Source organism: Polynucleobacter sp. AP-Nino-20-G2 (assembly GCF_018688235.1).
GTDB lineage: Bacteria > Pseudomonadota > Gammaproteobacteria > Burkholderiales > Burkholderiaceae > Polynucleobacter.
On the sequence record NZ_CP061313.1, the window covers coordinates 271,480 to 293,003 of the forward strand.

The following is a 21,524-nucleotide window of genomic DNA, read 5'->3' on the forward strand; positions in this document are numbered from 1 at the left end:
CTGTGGATATTTATTGCCCTCCAAGCCTGATGGTTCTGTAGAAAAAGAGAAAAAATGTCGGAAATATCAAGGGAAATTCTGAGTGTTGGCGATCTAAACCGCGCCATTGCGAGCTCTTTGGAGGAGCGCTTCGATACTGTATGGGTGAGCGGGGAGATTTCCAATTTCAAGGCATATGACAGTGGGCACTGGTACTTTTCACTCAAAGACGAGGAGGGGCAGATTCGGTGCGTGATGTTCCGAGGTCGCAATGGGCAGGTAGGTTTTATGCCCCAGTCTGGGGATTTAGTGGAGGTGGCTGCCAATCTGGGGTTTTATGTCCCGCGTGGAGATATCCAACTCACAGTGCAAAGCATGCGTCGCGCTGGAATGGGCGGTTTGTATGAAGCCTTCCTCAAGCTGAAAGCTAAATTGGCCAAAGAGGGTCTATTTGATGCTGAGAACAAGCGCCCCATTCCAAGTCATCCAAGAGCCATTGGTATCGTGACTTCGCCACAGGCGGCCGCTTTAAAAGATGTCTTAAGTACCCTAGCTAGAAGAGCGCCACATATTCCGATTGTGATTTATCCAACGTTGGTGCAGGGGCCAGATGCCCCCGCGGGGATTATTGCCGCACTCAAAGCGGCTGAACAAGAAAATGCGGTTGATGTCATTTTGATGGTGAGGGGTGGCGGCAGTATTGAGGACCTCTGGGCATTTAATGATGAGAAGTTGGCGTATGCGATTGCGCAATCACCTATTCCAATTGTCAGTGGTGTTGGTCATGAAACCGATGTCACGATTGCTGACTTTGTTGCTGACTTGCGAGCGCCGACCCCGACGGGCGCGGCAGAGTTGGCGGCACCACGCCGCGATCAAATGTTGCAAGAGCTTGATGCCATCATGCAAGCGTTGTTGCAAAGAGTGAGCCAGCGTGTAGAGCGAGAAGCTCAAACCTTGGATCAATTGGCTTTGCGCTTAGGCCATGCTTTGCCGAACCCAGATCGCATGCGCGAACAAATCGCCAGTTGGCAACAACGACTCAACCAAGCGTGGGCTGTGCGAGTAGAGGGCTGGAAGCGCAACCAAGGCCATTACCAATCTCAACTAGAAATGCTCAATCCTCAAAGAACGCTAGAGCGTGGCTACGCAGTCATCTTAAGTAAAGACGAGCAAGCAATGCATGCAGTACGCAATCCCAAAGAGCTCAATACTAAAGATGCATTCCAAGTGCGCTTGGCAGAAGGTCAGGTAGAGGTCGAGTTTTCAAAGATAAGGGTGGATTAATAAGCTCGCTCGAAGAAAGCTCCCGCTGGCACCTTGAAACGTTTTGCTAAAGAGTGAATTTGGCGCACGTTAAGTTGCCGAGCACCAGAAAGAATTTGCGAAACAACGCTTTGGTTCCCTACCTCAGGTAAATCAGATTGCTTGAGATTGTTTTGTTCCATTAAAAATGAAAGAAGTGCCTGGGGTTTGGCGTCTGGGACATCAAAATGCTCCAGATCATAGGCTCGAATTAACTCGCTTGTGAGTTCAAACAAATCAAGAAGGGGATGTTTCTTAGAGGATCCAATGACATCACTCAGCATATCCGCAAGTTCAACCATTTTCAGATATTGTTTTTCAGAATGAATGGGGCTTAAGTCAACGGTTTTAGAAAGCGCTTCCCAGGCTTTTTGTAGATCATTTAAGTTCATTTTTTCCACCCATCTTCGTCATAGTCTTTATGAGTTAAAACGGCTTTGATGTAACAAAGCTTTCTCTCAAACTGTAAGTAGGCAACCAAGCGATATTTATTGCCGCAAATATTAAAAACATATAAATCACGAACCTTGTCTGCAGATGCAAAGACTTGCTTCATTTCAGAAAAATTCTTAAAGAATCCAAACTCCATCAATTTCCGCCATGCTTGGAGTGGCTCTTGTGAATCTTTATGCTTGGCTGAAAACTCTAAGAGACGGCGATTTGAAATAACTCTCATGAGAAATTATATTGCATTTTGCAATATTACAAATAAGAGAAATGTTGATAACCATGATTGCTTTAATGTTGGTGAAGGTGACTATGATTGATTGCTCAATCAATACAAGCAAGCCCCATCCGTGCACAATCCACCGCATCCCGGTTTAGTCATCAAAGAGGACATTCTTCCAGCATTAGGCATTGATCCGGCAGAGGCAGCTGATTTACTAGGCATTGCGCGGATTGAATTTATCGCCGTAATTCATGGGGAATCAGAAATTACGCCAGCAATGGCAGTGCTCATAGAGCGGTGGCTAGGGGTTGATAGAGGGGGCGCGGCCAGCGTTTGGCTGAGACAGCAGGCTACGTATAACAAGCACTTACGCTAACTAAAAAATATTTGGCTCAATCTCAAGCTGAACGCCATAGACTTCACGCACTTTGTCTTGAATAGATTTAGCTAAACCAAGAATATCTTCAGCCGTGCCATCACCATGATTGACTAGAACCAAAGCTTGATTTTGGTAAACGCCGACAGGCCCAGCCCGTAGACCTTTAAAGCCGCATTGATCAATGAGCCAACCAGCGGCAAGTTTACGCATACCCGCTTGGTCTGGATAAGACACTAGTTGGGGATATTGCTTTAGCAGATCTCCATATTGCTGATCAGGAACAATGGGGTTTTGGAAAAAACTACCAGCATTACCAATGACTTTAGGATCGGGCAATTTCTGTGAACGAATGTTGCATACCGCCGTGAAAATTTGCTGCACAGTTGGCTTGGCATCTGTAGCGGAAAACTGTTTGGCTATGTCGGCATATTGAAGTCGCGGTTCCCAAGCTTTGGGGATTTTAAAGGCGACCTTTGTCAAGATAAATCGATGGGGATTTTGCTTGAAGTAGCTGTCGCGATAAGCAAATCGGCAGGCTTCTTTTGGGAGTGTGACAAAGGCATGGGTCACGGTATCGAAAGCTTCGATGCTGTCAATAAAGTCGGCAACTTCCGCTCCATAGGCTCCAATATTTTGAATGGGTGCTGCGCCAACTGTTCCAGGTATGAGGGCGAGATTCTCAAGGCCTGGCAATTGCTGCTCTATGGTCCAGGAAACAAATTCATGCCAATTGACTCCAGCGCCTACCGTAATCAAGGCATTGCTTTCGTCAGACTGGGTGATCTCTTGCCCGGGGATATTCATGAGCAGGGTTGCGCCAGGCAATAGCTTGGGCAAAATCACATTACTGCCACCACCAAGCACTCGCCAAGGTAATTTCTGTTCTGCGATTTGCTGCATCAGCCCCGGAATTTGTTCTGCGGCAGTGATCTCATAGGCCAATTCCGCACAGACCTCAAAGCCAAAGGTATTGCGATGCTTTAAGCCCATATTGGGCGTCAATTTTGGCGAGTTGGGCGCATTTTGTGCGGAGTTCATGCCACAATCTTATTCGCAATCGTATTTACTGAGGTCTTTCTGTTCCAAAATGAGAGAAAGTCCAAGAGCCCAATAGATTTGCCGGAACAGAGTATCCAAGATTACTCAAGATTAACTAAGGAGTTGATATGCCATCATTTGACGTAGTGTGCGAACCCGACATGATTGAGTTGAAAAACGCGATCGAGCAGTCCAATAAAGAAATCACTAATCGCTTTGACTTTAAGGGCTCCGATAGTCGCGTTGAGCAAAAGGATGAGACTTTGATCCTCTTTGGTGATGATGACTTTAAATTGGGTCAAGTGCGGGATGTGCTCATCAGCAAGATGGCTAAGCGCAATGTGGATGTGCGTTATCTCAAAGATGACAAAACTGAGACCATTGGCGGCGATAAGCGCAAACAGACTATGAAAATCCAGAAGGGCATCACTTCTGAGCTGTCCAAAAAAGTAGTGCGCATCATTAAAGATAGCAAGATCAAGGTGCAGGCCAGTATTCAGGGTGATGCAGTTCGTGTCACGGGCGGCAAGCGTGATGACTTGCAAGAGACCATGGCTTTGCTCAAGAAGGAAGTCACTGAAGCGCCTTTGGGCTTTAATAACTTCCGTGACTAAATCTAAAGCAAATTCTTGTAAGCCCATTCCTCAGTTTGCAAGCGAGCAAGAGGAGTGCGCCTTTTGGAAGCAGTACGATACCTCTAGTTGCTTTGATCTATCAAAGCTTCTTCGCGTTGAGAAGGCTCAGCTTAGTCATTTGGTTGCGAATTTAGCTGACTAGGCCAACATTCACCCAAGGGGGTGGTTGAGTACGTTAAGCGGCTACGAATCTTTTTGGATTAAAAGGTTCCTTTTTGGAACTTATGGAGCTATAATGGATTCATCTCAAGGAGAGAAGCATGTCTATTAACGTTAAATTATCTGAAAATTTGGTGGAGCAGGCTAAAGCTTACGGGCAAATTGAGCACCGTTCGGTGCCCAAGCAAATTGAATACTGGTCACAGATTGGTAGGGTTGCTCAAGAAAATCCAGATTTACCGTTTTCTATGATTCGAGAGATTTTGATTGCGGATCAAGAGCCGATCATCGGCGAGTATGTATTTAGTTGATGCGCTTACTCCTGACGGCCTCGTTTGTAAAAGCGATAAAAAAATTACACCCACATCAAAAATCTGAGTTGGATGACGCGGTCAAATCTATTGGTTCAGATCCATCCATTGGAGAGGCTAAGGTTGGAGACCTATTGGGTGTACGAGTTTTCAAGTTTCGACTTTCACAGCAACAATGCCTGCTGGCTTATCGAATTTTGGATGAAGAAAGTATTAAGTTATTGACTTTTGGCCCGCATGAAAATTTCTATCGTGACTTAAAGCGGCAGGATGATTAAGTTGGGTTTTATTCTAAGTAATTTGAAACATTATTTAGGCTTATTGTGACTACTGATCAGAGTCTAACTCCGCTGCATAAGCCGTCGATTCCATCGGTAAGCCAAGAGGCCATTGAGCGCTTCTGTGATGCTTGTTGGCTTGAGGATGGGTTGGCGCAAAACAGTTTGTCCGCCTATCGCCGCGATTTGCTACTCTTGGCCCAGTGGCTCTTTCAAGAATCTGGTGCTGATCTTTACAGCGTTACAGAAAAAGATCTCACGGCCTATATAGCGCATCGTCGCGCTGATAAGGCTACGACAGCCAATCGACGTCTGACTGTCTTCAAGCGCTTTTATCGCCACGCCCTTCGTATTAATTTAGTGAAGAGTGATCCTTGTATTGGCTTGCGCGCCGCCAAGCAGGCACTACGCTTTCCGAAGACATTGAGTGAAGATCAGGTGACTGCGTTACTCAATGCTCCTGATATTGATACTCCGCTGGGATTGCGTGATCGCACGATGTTGGAGTTGATGTATGCCAGTGGCTTACGTGTCTCAGAGATTGTTTCTCTCAAGACAGTGGCATTGGGTTTAAATGAGGGTGTGGTTCGGATTGTGAACGGTAAAGGCGGTAAAGAGCGCCTGGTGCCGTTTGGTGGAGAAGCAGGGCAGTGGTTGCGTCGTTATCTGGCTGAAGCCAGAACGCCTTTGCTGGAGGGTAAGACCTCGGATGCTGTCTTTGTAGGTCGACATACTGGAACAGGTTTAACGCGCCAAGCCTTTTGGGCATTAATTAAGCGGTATGCCACGATTGCCAATATTCCTGTGGCTTTGTCTCCGCATACCTTGCGCCATGCTTTTGCGACCCATTTACTCAATCATGGCGCGGATTTAAGGGTAGTGCAACTGCTTTTGGGCCATGCTGACATCTCTACTACGCAAATCTATACCCACGTGGCTAGAGAGCGCCTTAAATCCATTCATCAACAGCACCACCCGCGTGGCTCCTAATATCCCGCCCACCAAAGATCGAACTCTCGATACAAAAGTACATAAGTGATTAAGATAGCGCTATGGATTTCAACCCGAACCTCAGTCTTTTGTTAATTCCGCTGGCCTATTTCATCGGCTCGATCTCCTTTGCGGTAGTGGTGAGTAAGTGCATGCGTTTGCCTGACCCCTATTCTTATGGCTCAGGTAATCCTGGTGCTACGAATGTTCTCAGGACGGGTAATAAGCTGGCCGCTGTTCTGACATTGATCGGCGATGCTCTAAAGGGTTACTTTGCCGTGATGTTGGCTAGAGTTCTGCTGGGTGATGAATCATTAACTTCGACGCTCAATTCTTGGTTGCTGTGCGGAGTGGTGCTCGCAGTGTTCTTGGGGCACCTGTTCCCAGTCTTTCATGGCTTTAAGGGTGGCAAGGGTGTCGCTACCGCTTGCGGTATTTTGTTTGGTATTAATTGGATCCTTGGTTTGGCAACTTTAAGCACCTGGATCATTGTGGCGATGTTCATGCGTTATTCCTCGCTTGCTGCATTGGCTGCTGCGATATTCGGCCCAATCTATTTCGTTTTCTTGTTTGGCTTTCAGCCCATGGGCATTGCACTCTTGGTTGTTTGCTTCTTGTTGATCTGGCGCCATCGTAGCAATATTAAAAATCTGCTCAATGGCACGGAGTCACGCATCGGTGCAAAAAAGGCAAAACAAAAAGCAGAAGCCATTGCCCAGAAAGAGCCTCAATCATGACCATTGCATTTGCTTGCGTACTCTTTATGGGTTTGTTGCCTTATGTCGCAGCAGGTATCGCCAAGAAGGGTTTTGAGGGTTATGACAATGCCTCGCCTCGTCAGTGGCTAGCAAAGCAAACTGGCTTTCGGGCACGTGCTAATGCCGCTCAAGCCAACCTCTTTGAATCGCTCCCCTTATTTTTTGCCGCAGTCATCATTGCCTCTATTTCTCACGCACCGCAAGGGAGGTTAGATTTATTGGCCTTAGGTTTTGTAGTGGCGAGAATTGCTTATCTCATTTGCTATGTAGCGAATTGGCCTACCGCCAGATCAACGGTTTGGCTGGCTGGTATTGCCTGCGTCGTAGCCATTTTCTTTCAAATTTAATTAGAGCAACTAAGTCAACTTATTCAGCTAATTCACAGAAGCAATTAAGCAAAGTAAGTTACCCCAATCTTTTCTCAGGAATATTCCAACTTCTATGCCAACTAAAAAAACTCCCCCTAAGGCCGAACCTAAAAAGACAGTCAAGACGGTCGCTAAAAAAGTTTCAACTAAGACATCAGCAAAGCAAGTGCCAGTTAAAAAGGCGCAGGTCAAGAAAGCTGCCGACAAAAAGAGTGATGCAGGCACTCCGTTGTCAGTAGTGATTCGTCGTCGTATCGAAGCTCAAAAAGCACGCTTTCATGCGAACGACAATATCTCTAAATTTATCGAGCCTGGTGAATTAGATGGCTTGGTAGATGAAGTCGCTGAAAAGATGCAGGCAGTATTAGAGAGCTTGGTGATTGATACTGAGAGTGATCACAACACCAAGAGCACTAGTCAGCGAGTTGCAAAAATGTTTGTGAAGGAAGTATTCAATGGCCGCTATATTGAGCAGCCGACTCTCACAAAATTTCCTAACGTCAGTCGCCTTAATGAGCTGATGATTATTGGACCAATCACGGTTCGTAGCGCTTGTTCTCATCATCTATGCCCGATCATGGGCCGTATTTGGATTGGCGTATTACCAAGCAAGGAGTCTGCCTTGATTGGTTTATCTAAATACTCACGTCTTACCGAGTGGGTGATGTGTAGACCTCAGATTCAGGAAGAGGCAGTGGTGGAATTGGCCGACATGCTGGAGAAGAAAATCAAGCCAATTGGTGTTGCTATCGTGATGGATGCTGATCATTTCTGTATGCAGTGGCGTGGTGTAAAAGATCGTGACTCGAAGATGGTTAACAGTGTCATGCGTGGGGCTTTCTTAAAAGACTCCAATTTGCGTAGAGAGTTTTTATCTTTGCTTGAGAAGAGATAAAGCAGAAGATGGCAAACCACTCATCTGGTCACAATTTACCTAAAGTAGTCATCGGGGTTTTGCTAGTCTCTACGATGTTGGGGTGCTCCACATACCCAGACATTAATGATGACCCCGCCAAAAACAATAAGGCTACTTTTCGTCAAGACGTCATTGAGTGTGCGCAAGCCTATCCCGAAGCAGGTTCAGGGGTGTTCATCAAGCAACGTATTAGTTGCATGAATCTCAAGGGTTGGCATTAGACCTGCATGTTAATTTGAGGTTGAGAACAATTCTCAACAAAAAACACATATAAATCAATTACTTATATCGCCTATAGTTGAGTAATTCCATCTGATCTATGATCCTCCTAGATTCAATTTGAATGCAAATTTCGTTTCATTAAAACCTCTGGAGTCAATATGAAAACTACCCGTCGCCAATTTATGATTTTGTCCGCTGCTGGTGCTTGCACCTTGGCTTTGAACAGCAATTCTCAAGCTCAAGCAATGGTTGCTGAAACTGATCCACAAGCTGCTGCTTTGGGTTACAAGGCTGACGCTTCTAAAGTAGATAAAGCAAAGTACGCTAAGTATGCTGCTGGTCAAGAGTGCGATAACTGTGCTTTGTTCCAAGGTAAAGTTGGCGCGGCTGCTGGCGGTTGCTCACTGTTTGCTGGCAAGCAAGTTGCTGGCAAAGGCTGGTGCTCTGCTTACGCTAAAAAGGCTTAATGCTACATTTGCTTCTGTATTAACTAAAAAAGCTGCTTCGGCAGCTTTTTTGTTGGATACATGGATTACTTCAACTGCATGCGGGATTATGATCGGTCAGCTATAGCAAAAGAAAAGCATGAGACACAAATACAAAAATCTACTTAAGCGTTACTCCTTTTATTTGGGTGGGGATCAGCCTCATGTTGCTTGGGTGGAACGAATTCGCTCTGTTTTTGGGGCTCTTATTGGTCTGATGTTAGTACTCACTATCGCTAAGTACCTTGGTGAGCTTGGTGGTCTCGATGAATGGCTCATGGCCTCCCTTGGGGCGAGTGCACTTCTCGTTTTTGCGCTGCCACAGAGCCCAATGGCTCAGCCTTGGGCAGTTATTGCGGGCAATACATTGTCTGCTTTGGTTGGAATCTCCATCATTCATCTGGTGAATGAGCCCCTCTTGGCTATGCCTTTGGCTGCCAGTCTATCTATTTTGGGAATGTTTATATTGCGCTGCCTCCATCCACCGGCAGCAGCAGTGGCCATGATCGTGGTGTTGGGGCATGTCATGCATTACCGCTACGCATTTTTCCCGGTCATGGTGGATTCGATGCTATTGGTCTTGGCTGGGGCGGTTTACAGTAATTTGACTGGTAAACGCTACCCCAACAGACCAAATTAATCCTTTAAAAACAATACTTTGTAATTATTTTTGCTTGGTAGCGGCAATAGAGGCAATACAGTCTTTAATGCCGTAGTTGTGATACTTGCCTGCATTTTCCTTTTTCAGGGATTGGGCGCACTCGATCACAGAGTTGCGAACATTGATTTTTGGGGTGTTCCCAGCTGACATGTTGACTCCAATAGTTTTAGTTATAGATCCAGCATCCATATGAACACTTTGATATCCATGCTGGGTTACAAGGGGTGATTGATAGCCATCACCCTCCTAGTTTAATTCTAATAAATTCTTGAAATCTGTGTAAAGCCCAATAAAGCCAAAGTGAGTAGATAAAACCTTTAAAATCGCCACATACTTATAAAAATCATAGAAAAACATAAAGGTTTTATCCGCCTCAACATGACCAGCACCAGATCCACCATTTCGGTTATTCCTGTCATTCTGTGTGGCGGCTCTGGAACGCGTCTTTGGCCTTTATCTCGCTCAGGCTTCCCAAAGCAGTTTTTAGTGCTTTCAGGCGATGACTCCAAGCAGAGTTTGTTTCAGCAGGCCATTCAAAGAATTAATGCCATTGGCGAACAGCATCAGGGCGGAGTCAAAGAAACCGCTATTGAATTAGGTTCCACGCTGATCGTGACCAATGAAGAACATCGCTTTTTGGCGCTAGACCAATTGCGAGAGTTAAAAGACATTCATGCGATTTTGTTGTTAGAGCCGGTGGGGCGCAATACGGCACCTGCTTTAACTTTGGCGGCGTTTCAGGCGAAAGATGCTGGTGAGATTGATCCTATTTTGGTGATTACTCCGGCTGATCAAACCATTCAAAATCAAGCGGCTTTTATAAAGGCGTTGCAAGATTGCGTTGCCGTTGTGAATGCCGATGACAGTAAAAAAACCATTGCCATCTTAGGTATTACGCCAATAGCACCAGAAACAGGTTATGGCTATATCATGCGCAATACGAAACAAGGTAGCATTGGTGAATACGCTGTAGAGCGCTTTGTAGAAAAGCCAGATGTTCAAACAGCTCAAGCGTATTTAGCGGATGGAAGCTATCTGTGGAATAGCGGCATGTTTGTCATGCGAGCGAGTACCTGGCTATCTGCTTTAAAAGAGTTTCGTCCGGATATCTTTGGCGCCACAGAAACTGCTTGGGTTGCTAGAAGTTCAGATGAAGCTGGAGAGACTGAATTTATCCGACCCGATAAAGAAATCTTCCAAACTATTCCTAGTGAATCCATTGACTACGCAGTCATTGAAAAGTGCCCCGAGTCAAACAAGTTCAATGTGAAGATGGTGGAGCTCAATGCAGGTTGGAATGATCTAGGTGCTTGGGATGCCGTGTGGCAAGTGGGCAAGCAAGATGAAAATGGCAATGTCACCAGTGGTGACGCTATAGCAAGTAATTCTAGAAACTCACTAATTCATTCGAGTAGCAGGTTGGTAAGTGCAGTAGGGGTAGACAATCTCATCATTGTTGAAACAGCTGATGCAGTCTTGGTTGCTGACAGAAAAAACAGTCAAGACGTTAAACACATCGTCAATCAGCTCGAATCTCAAAAGCGCGAAGAAAAGAATCTCCATCGCAAGGTGGCAAGACCTTGGGGTTGGTATGACAGCGTAGATGAGGGTGAGCGCTTTAAAGTAAAACGTATCCAAGTAAAGCCTGGAGCTAGCCTCTCACTACAAATGCATCATCATCGCGCAGAGCATTGGGTTGTGGTGAAGGGCACCGCAGAAATTACTAATGGCGATCAAGTGATCATGTTGTCTGAAAATCAAAGTACTTATATCCCCCAGGGGCAAACTCATCGTTTGGCAAACCCTGGCAATACCCCGCTAGAGATTATTGAGGTGCAGTCCGGTAGTTACTTGGGCGAGGATGACATTGTCCGTTTTGAAGATACCTACGGTAGAAGTTAGTTTAGAAATTAAAAAGTTAAATATATGAGCAAACAAAAAGTCGCCCTGATCACCGGCATTACTGGGCAAGATGGATCTTATTTAGCTGAATTCCTATTAGAAAAAGGCTACATTGTTCATGGTATTAAGCGCCGTGCCTCTTCTTTTAACACTGAAAGAATTGATCATCTTTACCAGGACCCGCATGTCAATCATCCAGATTTGATTTTGCATTACGGCGATCTTACTGATACCAGTAATTTGGTGCGCATTATTCAAGAATGCCAGCCTGATGAGATTTATAACTTGGGTGCGCAGTCCCACGTGGCTGTTTCATTTGAATCTCCTGAGTACACCGCTGATGTTGATGCAATGGGCCCCTTAAGAATGCTGGAGGCTATTCGTATTTTGGGTTTAGAGAATAAGACTCGCTTCTATCAAGCCTCTACTTCAGAGCTCTATGGTTTGGTACAAGAGATTCCGCAAAAAGAGACTACGCCGTTTTATCCACGCAGTCCTTATGCGGTCGCAAAGATGTACGCCTATTGGATCACTGTGAACTATCGTGAAGCTTATGGTATTTATGCTTGTAATGGTATTTTGTTTAATCATGAGTCCAAGCGCCGTGGCGAAACTTTTGTTACTCGTAAAGTGACTCGTGGCTTGGCCAATATTGTGCAGGGCTTAGAAAAATGCCTATACATGGGTAATATTGATGCCTTGCGTGATTGGGGTCATGCAAAAGACTATGTCCGCATGCAATGGTTAATGTTGCAACAAGATCAACCAGAAGATTTTGTCATTGCTACTGGTGTGCAGTTCACTGTTCGTGAATTTATTACTCGCAGCGCTAAAGAACTTGGTATTACCTTAAAGTTTGAGGGCTCTGCCGAGAATGAAAAAGCCATTGTTGTTGCAATCGAAGGTGACAAAGCCCCTGCTTTAAAAGTAGGCGATGTGATCATGCAAATTGATCCGCGTTACTATCGACCTACTGAAGTCGAAACCCTTTTGGGTGACCCAGCAAAAGCTAAAGAAAAATTAGGGTGGGTGCCGGAAATTACGCTTGATCAAATGATTGTAGAGATGGTAGCTAACGACTTAGATCGGGCCAGGCAGCATGCATTACTTCATAAACATGGTTACTCAGTAGCTGTGGGTAAAGAGAATTAATTGCCATATGACGAGCTCTGATTTAAATCAAAAGATATATGTGGCAGGTCACCGCGGTATGGTGGGGTCAGCCATCATCCGTAATTTGCAAGCTCAGGGTTATCAAAATATTGTTACCAGAACGCATGCAGAGTTAGATTTAACCAATCAAGCGGCGGTGCGATCTTTCTTCGAGGCTGAAAAGCCGAATCAAGTCTATCTAGCCGCTGCCAAGGTAGGCGGCATTCATGCGAACAATACCTATCCAGCAGAATTTATTTATCAAAATTTGATGATGGAGGCTAACGTCATTCATCAAGCATTTGAGGCTGGCGTTAAAAAGATCTTATTTTTAGGGTCGAGCTGTATTTACCCTAAATTAGCCCCTCAGCCAATGATGGAGGATGCGCTACTCACTGGAAAGCTAGAGGAGACAAATGAACCTTATGCAATTGCCAAAATTGCGGGAATTAAACTGTGTGAGAGCTATAACCGCCAGTATGGTCAGAGTTACGGAATTGACTATCGATCGGTAATGCCAACCAATTTGTATGGGCCTGGGGATAATTACCACCCAGAAAATAGCCATGTGATACCAGCACTCATCAGAAGATTTCATGAGGCAAAAATAAGTAATGCACCCGAGGTCGTGATTTGGGGCACCGGTACCCCAAGGCGTGAATTTCTCTATGTTGATGATATGGCGGCTGCCTCAGTCTTTGTAATGGATCTGGATAAAGCAATCTATGACCAGCACACGCAGCCGATGCAAAGTCACATTAATGTGGGCTTTGGGAGTGATGTCACCATCACCGAACTAGCAGAGGCGATTTTAAAAGCGACGGACTACAAAGGCCAGCTGATTTTTGATTCCACTAAGCCTGATGGCGCTCCAAGAAAGTGGATGGATTCAACAAGACTAAATCAATTGGGGTGGTTTGCAAAAGTTGACCTCAATTTAGGGCTAAGCATGGCCTATGAGGACTTCTTAAGGGTTTCAGTTGATTAATTTAATCGCCCTAACTTTTATAATGAGATAATAGGGTCGATTTAATGGTGAAGGTGTTTAGTGGGTAATAATATTCAACAGTCAGAGATTAAAACTCAGGTGAATGATGAAATTTCTCTGCTCGATGTCTTATGCTTCTTTAAAGTCGCCTATAAAATCATCTTGGTTTTTGGTGTAGCGGGATCGGTCATCGCTTTAGCCTACCTAGCGGTGACCCCAAAACAGTACGAAGCGGTTGCTCAAATTGCCATGGCGCAATTTGGTGCTGCTAACAACAACCTGAATCCGCTAGGTATCAATATTGAGGACCCATCTCTCTTGATTGCTCGGCTATCCTTGCCAACCAGTTTTACTCCGCAGGTTCTTAGCAGTTGTGGTAAGGAAGATACTACTAATCCAGGGGCTAGCTTAGCCAAAGCGATTAAATTAGCGCCGCCTAAAGGGGTTGCTAATGTGGTTGAGCTCAAAACCTTTGGCCAATCACCAGAAGCAGCTTCTACCTGCACACAGGCAATCTTTGAGTTGATTAAAGTGACCCAAGCTCAAATTCTCGCACCCTATATTGAAGAAGCTAAAACCAAGTTAGCAGATGATGAGGAGCGCCTAATCAAGGCTAAAGATTTGGTTACAAAGGCCGATAAGACAGGCCAAGCAGTGGGCGCAGCCTACCTTTCTACCCGGGATGAGATTCGCTATCTTTTAGACGAAATCACCTCCCTCAAAAATGTGGTGACCGGCAACCAGAATAGAGCCACGCGCTTAATTGCCCCGATTTATGTGAGCGACACTCCAATTGCCCCCAAGAAGCGGGTAGTTCTAATTGCTGGATTGTTGGGCGGACTCTTTTTGGGTCTGCTGCTAGCCTTGGCCGGCCAGATGTGGATTAAGCTCAAAGCAGATATGCAAGAGCAAGAGCAAGGGCAGGCGGTACGATGATGCAGGGTTCTGGGCAAATGCAGGCACGGGATCGGGCATTAGCGGGCTTGAGTGGTAACTTTGTTGTTACTGAAGATTATAAGGTTGTGCCAGGTCTGATTTTTTTGACGAGCTATAAGAAAAAACGTTTTACGTAACGTATCTTATGAATGTAATTTTTAATTAATTTTTTCCATCTCCTTAAATACAATAAATGTTTGAAAATAAAAGTATTTTAATTACTGGCGGCACTGGTTCTTTCGGGCATGCATTTGTTGCCATGACGTTGGAAAAATTTAAGCCAAAAAAATTGATCATTTTTTCCCGCGATGAAATGAAACAGTGGGAAATGGCTAAAATTTATGGGGCTGATCCACGTATTCGTTTCTTTATTGGTGATGTCAGGGATAAAGAGAGATTGCACAGAGCTCTGCATGGCATCGATTTTGTGGTGCATGCAGCCGCGACTAAAATTGTTCCTACTGCTGAATACAATCCTTTCGAGTGTGTCAAGACTAACATTAATGGCGCCATGAATTTGATTGATGCTTGCATAGACCAAGGTATTAAGAAAGTTGTTGCTTTATCAACGGATAAGGCCAGCAGCCCAATTAATTTATATGGCGCTACAAAGTTGGCGTCCGATAAACTATTTGTCGCTGGAAATTCTTATGCTGGTGGTCAAGAGACTAGATTTTCTGTTGTTCGCTATGGAAATGTAATGGGGTCTCGTGGATCCGTTATTCCTTTCTTTATGTCTCAAGCAGATTCAGGAAGGCTTCCAATTACTGATACGCGTATGACGCGTTTTATGATTAGTTTAGAGCAGGGAGTAGAGTTGGTTTGGCACGCTTTTCAGGATATGGTTGGTGGCGAGGTTTATGTAAAAAAGATCCCCTCGATGAATATTGTGGATATTGCGAAGGCTGTCGCTCCTAATGCCGAACACGAAATTATTGGCATTCGTCCAGGGGAAAAGCTCCATGAGCAGATGATTAGCCCAGAGGATTCCTATCATACTTATGAGCATCCTGAATATTTTAAAATTTTACCCGCCATCCATCAGTGGAGTTCTGACCCACTGCGCATTAAAAATGGAGTGAAGGTAGTAGAAGGCTTTAGTTATGACTCCTTGAGTAATCAACAAAAGATGAGTGTGTTAGAGCTTCAGGGTTGGATAGAAAGTCACCGCGCAAAAATTGGGGCAATTTAGTAGTGAGAAATATCCCCTATGGCCGACAAGATATCTCAGCTGGGGATATTGACGCTGTTATTAATGTCTTAAGATCTGATTGGCTGACCCAAGGGCCAGTCGTGCCGCAGTTTGAAAATGCTATTACAGAGTACTGTGGCGCCAATTTTGCCGTCGCTGTAAATAGTGCGACATCTGCCCTTCACATCGCCTGCTTATCTCTGGGATTGGGGTCTGGTGATTGGCTTTGGACATCTCCGATATCGTTTGTCGCCTCGGCTAATTGCGGTTTGTATTGTGGTGCGCGAGTTGATTTTATTGATATCGATCCTCTTACATATAACCTCTCTATGGATGCTTTGGAAGAGAAACTTCGTATAGCAAAAAAGAAGGGTGTCTTACCCAAGGTAGTTGTACCCGTACATTTTGCAGGTCAATCTTGCGACATGAAAAGAGTGCGGCAATTGGCCGATGAATACAACTTTAAAATTATCGAGGATGCATCACATGCCATTGGTGCAAGATACCAAAATGAACCAGTAGGAAATTGTCGATATTCCGATATTACCGTTTTTAGTTTTCATCCAGTCAAAATTATTACTACGGGTGAGGGTGGGGTTGCCGTTACAAATGATGCGGAGTTGGCAAGTCGCATGCAAATATTTAGAAGTCACGGAATTACCCGAAATTCAAACGAAATGATGAATCAGAATGTTGGTCCTTGGTACTATGAGCAAATTGAGCTTGGCTTTAATTACAGAATGACAGATATTCAAGCGGCCTTAGGGTTAAGTCAGCTACAAAGACTGAATGAATTTGTTGAGGCGCGGCAAAGTATCGCTAAAAAATATAATGTTGCTTTAGCTTCTTTGCCGGTGACTATCCCTTGGCAAGATCTAGATAGTTATTCCAGTTTTCATCTTTATGTAATTCGAATAAAGACGGATGCGATTAAAAAGACCAGGCTTGAGGTTTTTGAGAGTATGCGCGCCCTGGGTATCGGGGTAAATGTTCACTATATTCCGATCTATCATCAACCTTTCTTCAAGAATCGTCATGGATTTGATATTGGTTGCTGCCCTAATGCGGAGGCGTATTACAGGGAGGCAATCTCTTTGCCTATGTACCCCTCATTAGTGGATGCTGACTTTGATTATGTGGTTGCCTCACTCCGTCAAGCTTTAGGGATTAAATATCAGCCATGACCCATCAGTCGCTCGGTAAAATTTTGGTGCTGATTCCTGCAAAGGCTGGTTCAGTTCGCTTGCCTCGTAAGAATATTCGAAATTTTTTAGGGGTTAGCCTTCTTGGACGCGCGATTAAGCGAGCTCAAAATCTTTCTTTAATTGATCGAATATGTGTCAGCACCGAGGATGATGAGGTGGCCGATGAGGCACGGAAATTCAATGTCGACATTCCTTTTATGCGCCCCGAAGTTTTATCAAAAGATCCTGCGGGTGTGGTTGAGGTGGCTTTGCATGCTCTTGAATGGTTTGAATTACATGGTGAGGCTTTTGATACTCTGATTATTTTGCTACCAACCTCCCCTTTTTGTAAAAGTTCGGATATTGAAGGTGCAGTAGACGTATATCTAAAAACTGGTGCCAAGTTTCTGATGAGCGTCTCACGTGAAGTGCATTCACCCTTTAGTAGCCTTATTTTAGATGATGGATGGTTAACACCGCTCCATCCAGAATACTTAAATCAAACCGGGTCTCGAAGCAATGCGCTAGTTCCTTTATTGGCAAGGTGCAATGGTGCAATATCGATCTGCAATGTAGAGGAATTTAAAAAAACTAAGAATTATTATTCCTATCCTTTGGCGGCATATGAGATGCCACTAGAGCGCAGTATTGATATTGATACCGAACTTGAGTTTCAATTTGCAGAATTTCTTGCTAGTAGGATGCCAGAGCTTGTTGAGTAAAATTATCTTTAGGGTCGATGCTAATCCAGAAGTTGGTACTGGCCATTTAATGCGCTGCATGGCCTTAGCAAATGCTGCCGCTGCCGTTGGGCTGTCAACATGCTTCTTTGGTTTTATAGAGGATGAAATTCTGATTAACCGTCTTCGAGCTTTGGGTCATAAGGTTTCATCCTTAGATAGAGCCGGTAACTTAGGGCGCCTTTTACCGGAGGATGTTAACCCCTTGGACTGGGTAGTTTTAGATGGGTATGAATTTCAGTCAACGGATCATAGGGCCATTCGAGATTTAGGATGTCGATTGCTTATCATCGATGATATGGCGAATCTTGATATTTACGATGCAGATATTATCCTAAATCAAAACTTTTCACATGCCTCATATAAATACAGGGTTGTGTCCAATGCTAAATTGCTAATGGGCCCCGCCTACTCATTATTACGTAATGAGTTTATTGACTACAGTAGAGAGCAAGTGTCAAGAGGTAATAAGAATTTATTAATCACTCTAGGGGGGGGTGCCGAAAAGAGGGTGATGCTTAAGGTTTTAGAGGCACTGAAGTTAGTAAAAGACTTTGAGCTTGATATTTTTTTAGTGGGTGGTTCAAGTAATTTGCATTGGAATAAGGCGCTAGAAAATATTGATATCCTTAATAAATATACCAGGCATAAAATTAATGCTGCTAGATATATAGAGAATATGGCAGCATTAATGGCGTGGGCAGATTTTGCAATTATTGGTGGCGGCACAACAACTCTTGAGGTTGCATATATGGGCCTTCCATCACTGGTTATTACCCTGGCGGATAATCAAAAAGATACTGCAATTGCTATGGCCAAGGCTGAAGCTGGAGTATCTCTTGGGTGGTACGAAACATTGACAGCTGAAAAAATTGCCTTAGAAATTTCTAATTTTGCTAAAGATAAGTCATTAAGGAAAAAAATTAGCGTCGGTAGCATGAGGCTGGTTGATGGTCAAGGTGCAGCAAAGGTTGTTAATGAGATGATGATGTTTTTATAATTGGCATAAACGCTATATTTTTATCTGTTAGTCAATTATTTGCGAAAAATATTTACTAGAGATCTATTTGTCCCACTCCCTTCTATTAAGACTATTCTCTAATTAAATATTTTATTTGAAATGAGGTTTTTGAAACAGCATCACAAGATGATACTTGTCTAAAATTAAAAATTTTCAATGCCTCTGAATTTGTACGACAAAATATGTCTGCGAACATATTAATTGAATGAATTCTAATTTTTTAGTTTTCATCCTGAATTGACAACCAACGAATGCTATAAATATTAACTGTGCCCTGATTTTTAATAAGCTTTGTACGCATCTTCTTATGATTTATATGTTATTGATTTTGAGAGTTACTTTCTCAGGATTCGTATCAAATTGGAGTTAAATTAGAATAGATATTGTGGGGTTATCACAGGTTTTCTTTCTTGAATATCTAAAAATTTCTTTTAGTGAATTTACAGCTAGCCCATTCAGTACCATTTTAGATAATTCAATATCTATGCTTAAGAAAGGGAGTGCTTTCACTTTTGCCATCACCAAACTCAAGTACTGTAATAGCCCTCCTATGACTTCAAATATTTATAAACATAGTAGGCGATATCGATCAACGGCAAAGCTGAAAGATATATACTGCATGGGTCAGGATGTAACTAAATTTTGAGGAATTTTAACGACTCCTGGGGCTTCTTAATTGCTTTACTGTAATTAATTGATGGCTAATTATTTAGTCGATTCTCCGAGGGTTATTTTAAGGAAGAGGGTTAGTAACATGGTCAATGGTATTGATATTGCTGGGCAATTAGTTGGGTCCGAGCTTCCCCCATTTATTGTTGCTGAGGTTGGAATAAATCACAATGGTAGTCTTGAGCGCGCCCTAGAAATGATCTCAGTTGCGGCTCAGGCCGGCTGTAATGCTGTGAAGTTTCAGACTTTTAAGGCTGCTGAGTTTGTTAATGACGCATCTCAAATGTTTACATATAAGTCACAAGGGGTTGAAGTCACTGAATCTATGCTTGCAATGTTCGAGCGCCATGAGCTCCCTGAAAGATCATGGTCAATTATCAAAAAGGAATGTGAAAGAGAGGGCATAATTTTTTTATCTACTCCTCAAAATTTATCAGATCTAAACACTCTTGTGAAATTGGGCATTCCTGCAATCAAAGTCGGTTCTGATGATTTCACAAATCTTCCCTTAATAAGAGATTACTCTAGATCGGGATTGCCCTTAATTCTATCTAGTGGTATGTCTGACCTATCAGATGTGTATCAGGCTCTTGAGGTAGCGGGGGTATTTGAAGGTTATCCAGTAATTCTTTTGGTTTGTACTTCACAATATCCCACCCCGCCAGAAGATGCTAATCTTAGGCGAATTAGCACTTTACGAGCTGCATTTCCAATGGTTCCTATAGGCTTTTCGGACCACACCCAAGGTTCGTTAGCATCAAGTTTAGCCGTTTCATTGGGCGCAGTTTTCTTTGAAAAGCACTTTACTTTATCCCATGATCTGCCAGGACCAGATCATTGGTTCTCTGAGGACCCAATTGGTTTGGCCAATTGGGTGAGAGATATCAAGACCGCGAAGGTGATGCTTGGAAGTCCACTGGTACGTCCAACCCAAAAAGAAGGGGTCTCTAAATTTGAATTTCAGCGTTCAATTGTTGCGTCCGCCGATATTAAGTTTGGCGAAAAATTCACAGAAGCTAATTTATCTATGAGAAGAGTCTCAGGTGGTGGAGGGTTTCCTCCCAGTATGTACTTCAAGCTTCTAGGTAAAACTGCTTGGCGTGATTTTTCAAGATTTTCAAGTATTGAGTTCTAATTAAAAGAATTATTATTTTTTATTCAATTGCATATATATAGTTCAATCCTTTAGCCCCACTATCTCGAATACAATCTACAGGTAAAGTTAATTAACTAAAATAGTTATAATAGCTATATTCATCATCTACATGATTAAGTATAAAGCCGCATTTCGAAAAGCATTTCTTGCTTGCTAGATTGGTATTTTTTATGGAGGCCTTCAGCGTTGCCACTCCATATCGCCCCTCTAAAAATAATGACATACTACCCTGCAAAATTTGACTGCTTATCCCTTTTCCGCGTATTATCGGATTCAAAATCAGACTAGATTCATAGACCCCTTGCCCAAGCTGGTCAAAGCGAATGAGAGCAACCCTCTGAACATTTTTTATTGCAATATATAGGCAGCGTTTATCGTTGACTAGTGATTTTTTGAACCACGCAACATGACTAGAGTACGTAAATTGATCAATATTTTTTGAGTTAGCTCTTGTAGCACTATCGTTTTCCCAGGTGTAGACGTCTTTACAGTCGGAACAATTCGCTAGGCGGTAGGTAATATCTTGTTGTTTAATGTAGACCATAATTTTTTTTGATTGATAAATAATCTAGAGGCTGTAATATGATTTCACTTCTGCCGTATGATGTTTAAGATTTTCCAAATAAACGGTTTTTTTTTAGTTTTTTTCAATCTAGATGAGTATTTATTTAACCTTAATTTTTTTTAAGATTTTTATGCTGTAAAATGATTTACACATGATTCTAACAGCCCATCAACCCTGCTATATTCCTTGGCTGGGATTTTTTCAAAAGCTTGCTAGTGCAGATTTATTTATTTATCTTGATGAAGTTCAATACCAGGTTAATGATTGGAATAACCGCAATAGGATTAAAACGCACCAAGGGGCTATGTGGCTTACCGTTCCAATATTGCGAAAAAATCATTTAAATAAGAAGATAAAAGATGTCGAGATTAATGCTTCTGAGCCTTGGGGCAAGAAGCATTGGAAAAGCATACAAAATGCATATTCAAAAGCCCCATTTTTTTATCGATATTCAGAATTTTTCGCAGATACTTATGACAAAAAATGGTATTCATTGGTTGATCTTAACAGATACATGTTGGGCTGGTTTCTGGAAACTCTGAAGATTCAGGTTGAGGTTAGACCAGCTTCCAATTATCAATTTGTTGGTAGGAAAGGAGACTTAGTCTTGGATATCTGCAAGCAACTTCACGCTGAAAAATTTATTTTTGGCGCATTAGGTCGAGATTACGCAGATTTAGAGGTATTCAAGCGAGAGGGCATTGAGACAGTCTTTCAGGATTATGCTCATCCGATATACTCGCAATTACATGGTGAATTTACTCCCAATTTAAGTGTGATCGATTTAATTTTTAATTGCGGGGATGAGAGTAAAGACATCCTACTCTCTGGTAACACAACACCATGGGAATTAGTTAAGTAAATT

General features: G+C 43.2%; 28 protein-coding genes. 23 read left to right on the forward strand and 5 right to left on the reverse strand.

The annotated features are described in order from the left end of the window. Positions 1 to 54: 54 nt before the first annotated feature. On the forward strand, positions 55 to 1,266 hold the full coding sequence (gene xseA / locus FD960_RS01490) for an exodeoxyribonuclease VII large subunit (protein WP_215299391.1): 1,212 nt from the start codon (positions 55 to 57) through the stop codon (positions 1,264 to 1,266). On the opposite strand, the gene FD960_RS01495 is transcribed toward xseA, so the two are convergent. Then, on the reverse strand, positions 1,263 to 1,685 hold the full coding sequence (locus FD960_RS01495) for a type II toxin-antitoxin system HigA family antitoxin (protein WP_215299392.1): 423 nt from the start codon (positions 1,683 to 1,685) through the stop codon (positions 1,263 to 1,265). The genes xseA and FD960_RS01495 overlap by 4 nt on opposite strands. Beyond that, positions 1,673 to 1,960, reverse strand: coding sequence for a type II toxin-antitoxin system HigB family toxin (locus tag FD960_RS01500; protein WP_215299393.1), 288 nt, complete (start codon positions 1,958 to 1,960; stop codon positions 1,673 to 1,675). Before FD960_RS01500 ends, FD960_RS01495 begins: the two co-directional genes overlap by 13 nt. 121 nt (positions 1,961 to 2,081) lie before the next feature. On the opposite strand from FD960_RS01500, the gene FD960_RS01505 reads away from it, so the two are divergent. Continuing rightward, the gene (locus FD960_RS01505; RefSeq protein ID WP_215299394.1) at positions 2,082 to 2,330 is read left to right on the forward strand and encodes a HigA family addiction module antitoxin; all 249 of its coding nucleotides are present in this window, start codon (positions 2,082 to 2,084) and stop codon (positions 2,328 to 2,330) included. On the opposite strand, the gene murB is transcribed toward FD960_RS01505, so the two are convergent. Further along, complete coding sequence (gene murB / locus FD960_RS01510; protein ID WP_215299395.1) at positions 2,331 to 3,371, reverse strand: UDP-N-acetylmuramate dehydrogenase; 1,041 nt, start codon at positions 3,369 to 3,371, stop codon at positions 2,331 to 2,333. Between the two features lie 128 nt (positions 3,372 to 3,499). Between murB and FD960_RS01515 the strand changes: the two genes are divergently transcribed. The 11 genes from FD960_RS01515 (at position 3,500) to FD960_RS01565 (ending at position 9,133) form a co-directional block, all read left to right on the forward strand. Next, positions 3,500 to 3,985: a YajQ family cyclic di-GMP-binding protein gene (locus tag FD960_RS01515; protein ID WP_062307848.1), complete on the forward strand. Its 486-nt coding sequence runs from the start codon at positions 3,500 to 3,502 to the stop codon at positions 3,983 to 3,985. Further along, a complete protein-coding gene (locus tag FD960_RS01520; RefSeq protein WP_215299396.1) occupies positions 3,978 to 4,148 on the forward strand; it encodes a CopG family antitoxin in 171 nt (56 codons plus the stop codon). The genes FD960_RS01515 and FD960_RS01520 overlap by 8 nt, the downstream gene beginning before the upstream one ends. A 118-nt stretch (positions 4,149 to 4,266) precedes the next feature. Continuing rightward, positions 4,267 to 4,476, forward strand: a complete 210-nt coding sequence (locus FD960_RS01525) for a ParD-like family protein (RefSeq protein WP_215299397.1) — start codon at positions 4,267 to 4,269, stop codon at positions 4,474 to 4,476. After that, positions 4,476 to 4,754 (forward strand): type II toxin-antitoxin system RelE/ParE family toxin, encoded by a 279-nt coding sequence (locus tag FD960_RS01530; RefSeq protein ID WP_215299398.1) that lies wholly within the window; start codon positions 4,476 to 4,478, stop codon positions 4,752 to 4,754. The genes FD960_RS01525 and FD960_RS01530 overlap by 1 nt, the downstream gene beginning before the upstream one ends. A 45-nt stretch (positions 4,755 to 4,799) precedes the next feature. After that, complete coding sequence (gene xerD, locus FD960_RS01535) at positions 4,800 to 5,744, forward strand: site-specific tyrosine recombinase XerD (RefSeq protein ID WP_371817436.1); 945 nt, start codon at positions 4,800 to 4,802, stop codon at positions 5,742 to 5,744. Positions 5,745 to 5,806: 62 nt separating this feature from the next. Beyond that, positions 5,807 to 6,481, forward strand: coding sequence for a glycerol-3-phosphate 1-O-acyltransferase PlsY (gene plsY / locus FD960_RS01540; protein ID WP_215299399.1), 675 nt, complete (start codon positions 5,807 to 5,809; stop codon positions 6,479 to 6,481). Beyond that, positions 6,478 to 6,849 carry an MAPEG family protein gene (locus FD960_RS01545; protein WP_215299400.1) on the forward strand — a complete coding sequence of 124 codons (372 nt, stop codon included), beginning with the start codon at positions 6,478 to 6,480 and terminating at the stop codon, positions 6,847 to 6,849. Before plsY ends, FD960_RS01545 begins: the two co-directional genes overlap by 4 nt. 94 nt (positions 6,850 to 6,943) lie before the next feature. Beyond that, the gene (gene folE, locus FD960_RS01550) at positions 6,944 to 7,765 is read left to right on the forward strand and encodes a GTP cyclohydrolase I (RefSeq protein ID WP_215299401.1); all 822 of its coding nucleotides are present in this window, start codon (positions 6,944 to 6,946) and stop codon (positions 7,763 to 7,765) included. 8 nt (positions 7,766 to 7,773) lie between these two features. Continuing rightward, entirely contained in the window at positions 7,774 to 8,007 is a 234-nt protein-coding gene (locus FD960_RS01555) for a hypothetical protein (RefSeq protein ID WP_215299402.1), read from the forward strand. Positions 8,008 to 8,166: 159 nt separating this feature from the next. Beyond that, positions 8,167 to 8,475, forward strand: a complete 309-nt coding sequence (locus FD960_RS01560; protein WP_215299403.1) for a high-potential iron-sulfur protein — start codon at positions 8,167 to 8,169, stop codon at positions 8,473 to 8,475. Between the two features lie 118 nt (positions 8,476 to 8,593). After that, a complete protein-coding gene (locus FD960_RS01565; RefSeq protein WP_215299404.1) occupies positions 8,594 to 9,133 on the forward strand; it encodes an HPP family protein in 540 nt (179 codons plus the stop codon). Between the two features lie 24 nt (positions 9,134 to 9,157). Here the strand turns inward: FD960_RS01565 and FD960_RS01570 are convergent, their stop codons facing one another. Next, on the reverse strand, positions 9,158 to 9,304 hold the full coding sequence (locus FD960_RS01570; protein ID WP_215299405.1) for a hypothetical protein: 147 nt from the start codon (positions 9,302 to 9,304) through the stop codon (positions 9,158 to 9,160). Positions 9,305 to 9,532: 228 nt separating this feature from the next. Between FD960_RS01570 and FD960_RS01575 the strand changes: the two genes are divergently transcribed. The 9 genes from FD960_RS01575 to FD960_RS01615 all read left to right on the forward strand — a co-directional run bounded on the left by FD960_RS01575 (position 9,533) and on the right by FD960_RS01615 (position 20,073). Beyond that, a complete protein-coding gene (locus FD960_RS01575) occupies positions 9,533 to 11,056 on the forward strand; it encodes a mannose-1-phosphate guanylyltransferase/mannose-6-phosphate isomerase (protein ID WP_215299406.1) in 1,524 nt (507 codons plus the stop codon). A gap of 24 nt (positions 11,057 to 11,080) precedes the next feature. After that, positions 11,081 to 12,208 carry a GDP-mannose 4,6-dehydratase gene (gene gmd, locus FD960_RS01580; protein WP_215299407.1) on the forward strand — a complete coding sequence of 376 codons (1,128 nt, stop codon included), beginning with the start codon at positions 11,081 to 11,083 and terminating at the stop codon, positions 12,206 to 12,208. A gap of 7 nt (positions 12,209 to 12,215) precedes the next feature. Next, on the forward strand, positions 12,216 to 13,196 hold the full coding sequence (locus FD960_RS01585) for a GDP-L-fucose synthase (protein ID WP_215299408.1): 981 nt from the start codon (positions 12,216 to 12,218) through the stop codon (positions 13,194 to 13,196). 60 nt (positions 13,197 to 13,256) lie between these two features. Continuing rightward, positions 13,257 to 14,132, forward strand: coding sequence for a Wzz/FepE/Etk N-terminal domain-containing protein (locus tag FD960_RS01590; protein ID WP_215299409.1), 876 nt, complete (start codon positions 13,257 to 13,259; stop codon positions 14,130 to 14,132). Positions 14,133 to 14,325: 193 nt separating this feature from the next. Then, positions 14,326 to 15,324: a UDP-N-acetylglucosamine 4,6-dehydratase (inverting) gene (gene pseB, locus FD960_RS01595; RefSeq protein WP_215299410.1), complete on the forward strand. Its 999-nt coding sequence runs from the start codon at positions 14,326 to 14,328 to the stop codon at positions 15,322 to 15,324. Positions 15,325 to 15,326: 2 nt separating this feature from the next. Beyond that, complete coding sequence (gene pseC, locus FD960_RS01600; RefSeq protein ID WP_215299411.1) at positions 15,327 to 16,508, forward strand: UDP-4-amino-4,6-dideoxy-N-acetyl-beta-L-altrosamine transaminase; 1,182 nt, start codon at positions 15,327 to 15,329, stop codon at positions 16,506 to 16,508. Then, positions 16,505 to 17,230 (forward strand): cytidylyltransferase domain-containing protein, encoded by a 726-nt coding sequence (locus FD960_RS01605; protein WP_215299412.1) that lies wholly within the window; start codon positions 16,505 to 16,507, stop codon positions 17,228 to 17,230. The genes pseC and FD960_RS01605 overlap by 4 nt, the downstream gene beginning before the upstream one ends. After that, positions 17,223 to 18,248, forward strand: coding sequence for a UDP-2,4-diacetamido-2,4,6-trideoxy-beta-L-altropyranose hydrolase (gene pseG / locus FD960_RS01610; protein WP_215299413.1), 1,026 nt, complete (start codon positions 17,223 to 17,225; stop codon positions 18,246 to 18,248). Before FD960_RS01605 ends, pseG begins: the two co-directional genes overlap by 8 nt. 718 nt (positions 18,249 to 18,966) lie before the next feature. Beyond that, complete coding sequence (locus FD960_RS01615; RefSeq protein WP_215299414.1) at positions 18,967 to 20,073, forward strand: N-acetylneuraminate synthase family protein; 1,107 nt, start codon at positions 18,967 to 18,969, stop codon at positions 20,071 to 20,073. A gap of 91 nt (positions 20,074 to 20,164) precedes the next feature. Here the strand turns inward: FD960_RS01615 and FD960_RS10540 are convergent, their stop codons facing one another. Next, the gene (locus FD960_RS10540) at positions 20,165 to 20,638 is read right to left on the reverse strand and encodes a GNAT family N-acetyltransferase (protein ID WP_215299415.1); all 474 of its coding nucleotides are present in this window, start codon (positions 20,636 to 20,638) and stop codon (positions 20,165 to 20,167) included. A 172-nt stretch (positions 20,639 to 20,810) separates the two neighbouring features. Between FD960_RS10540 and FD960_RS01625 the strand changes: the two genes are divergently transcribed. Then, entirely contained in the window at positions 20,811 to 21,521 is a 711-nt protein-coding gene (locus FD960_RS01625; protein WP_215299416.1) for a WbqC family protein, read from the forward strand. The last annotated feature ends 3 nt before the right edge of the window (positions 21,522 to 21,524 follow it).

What these genes read in the sequence shown, in the direction of transcription:
- xseA (WP_215299391.1), top strand. Translation starts at nt 55, where the DNA reads ATGTCGGAAATATCAAGGGAAATTCTGAGTGTTGGCGATCTAAACCGC.
- FD960_RS01500 (WP_215299393.1), bottom strand. Translation starts at nt 1,960, where the DNA reads ATGAGAGTTATTTCAAATCGCCGTCTCTTAGAGTTTTCAGCCAAGCAT.
- murB (WP_215299395.1), bottom strand. Translation starts at nt 3,371, where the DNA reads ATGAACTCCGCACAAAATGCGCCCAACTCGCCAAAATTGACGCCCAAT.
- FD960_RS01515 (WP_062307848.1), top strand. Translation starts at nt 3,500, where the DNA reads ATGCCATCATTTGACGTAGTGTGCGAACCCGACATGATTGAGTTGAAA.
- FD960_RS01525 (WP_215299397.1), top strand. Translation starts at nt 4,267, where the DNA reads ATGTCTATTAACGTTAAATTATCTGAAAATTTGGTGGAGCAGGCTAAA.
- FD960_RS01530 (WP_215299398.1), top strand. Translation starts at nt 4,476, where the DNA reads ATGCGCTTACTCCTGACGGCCTCGTTTGTAAAAGCGATAAAAAAATTA.
- plsY (WP_215299399.1), top strand. Translation starts at nt 5,807, where the DNA reads ATGGATTTCAACCCGAACCTCAGTCTTTTGTTAATTCCGCTGGCCTAT.
- FD960_RS01545 (WP_215299400.1), top strand. Translation starts at nt 6,478, where the DNA reads ATGACCATTGCATTTGCTTGCGTACTCTTTATGGGTTTGTTGCCTTAT.
- folE (WP_215299401.1), top strand. Translation starts at nt 6,944, where the DNA reads ATGCCAACTAAAAAAACTCCCCCTAAGGCCGAACCTAAAAAGACAGTC.
- FD960_RS01555 (WP_215299402.1), top strand. Translation starts at nt 7,774, where the DNA reads ATGGCAAACCACTCATCTGGTCACAATTTACCTAAAGTAGTCATCGGG.
- FD960_RS01560 (WP_215299403.1), top strand. Translation starts at nt 8,167, where the DNA reads ATGAAAACTACCCGTCGCCAATTTATGATTTTGTCCGCTGCTGGTGCT.
- FD960_RS01565 (WP_215299404.1), top strand. Translation starts at nt 8,594, where the DNA reads ATGAGACACAAATACAAAAATCTACTTAAGCGTTACTCCTTTTATTTG.
- FD960_RS01570 (WP_215299405.1), bottom strand. Translation starts at nt 9,304, where the DNA reads ATGTCAGCTGGGAACACCCCAAAAATCAATGTTCGCAACTCTGTGATC.
- FD960_RS01575 (WP_215299406.1), top strand. Translation starts at nt 9,533, where the DNA reads ATGACCAGCACCAGATCCACCATTTCGGTTATTCCTGTCATTCTGTGT.
- gmd (WP_215299407.1), top strand. Translation starts at nt 11,081, where the DNA reads ATGAGCAAACAAAAAGTCGCCCTGATCACCGGCATTACTGGGCAAGAT.
- FD960_RS01585 (WP_215299408.1), top strand. Translation starts at nt 12,216, where the DNA reads ATGACGAGCTCTGATTTAAATCAAAAGATATATGTGGCAGGTCACCGC.
- pseB (WP_215299410.1), top strand. Translation starts at nt 14,326, where the DNA reads ATGTTTGAAAATAAAAGTATTTTAATTACTGGCGGCACTGGTTCTTTC.
- FD960_RS01605 (WP_215299412.1), top strand. Translation starts at nt 16,505, where the DNA reads ATGACCCATCAGTCGCTCGGTAAAATTTTGGTGCTGATTCCTGCAAAG.
- FD960_RS01615 (WP_215299414.1), top strand. Translation starts at nt 18,967, where the DNA reads ATGGCTAATTATTTAGTCGATTCTCCGAGGGTTATTTTAAGGAAGAGG.
- FD960_RS10540 (WP_215299415.1), bottom strand. Translation starts at nt 20,638, where the DNA reads ATGGTCTACATTAAACAACAAGATATTACCTACCGCCTAGCGAATTGT.
- FD960_RS01625 (WP_215299416.1), top strand. Translation starts at nt 20,811, where the DNA reads ATGATTCTAACAGCCCATCAACCCTGCTATATTCCTTGGCTGGGATTT.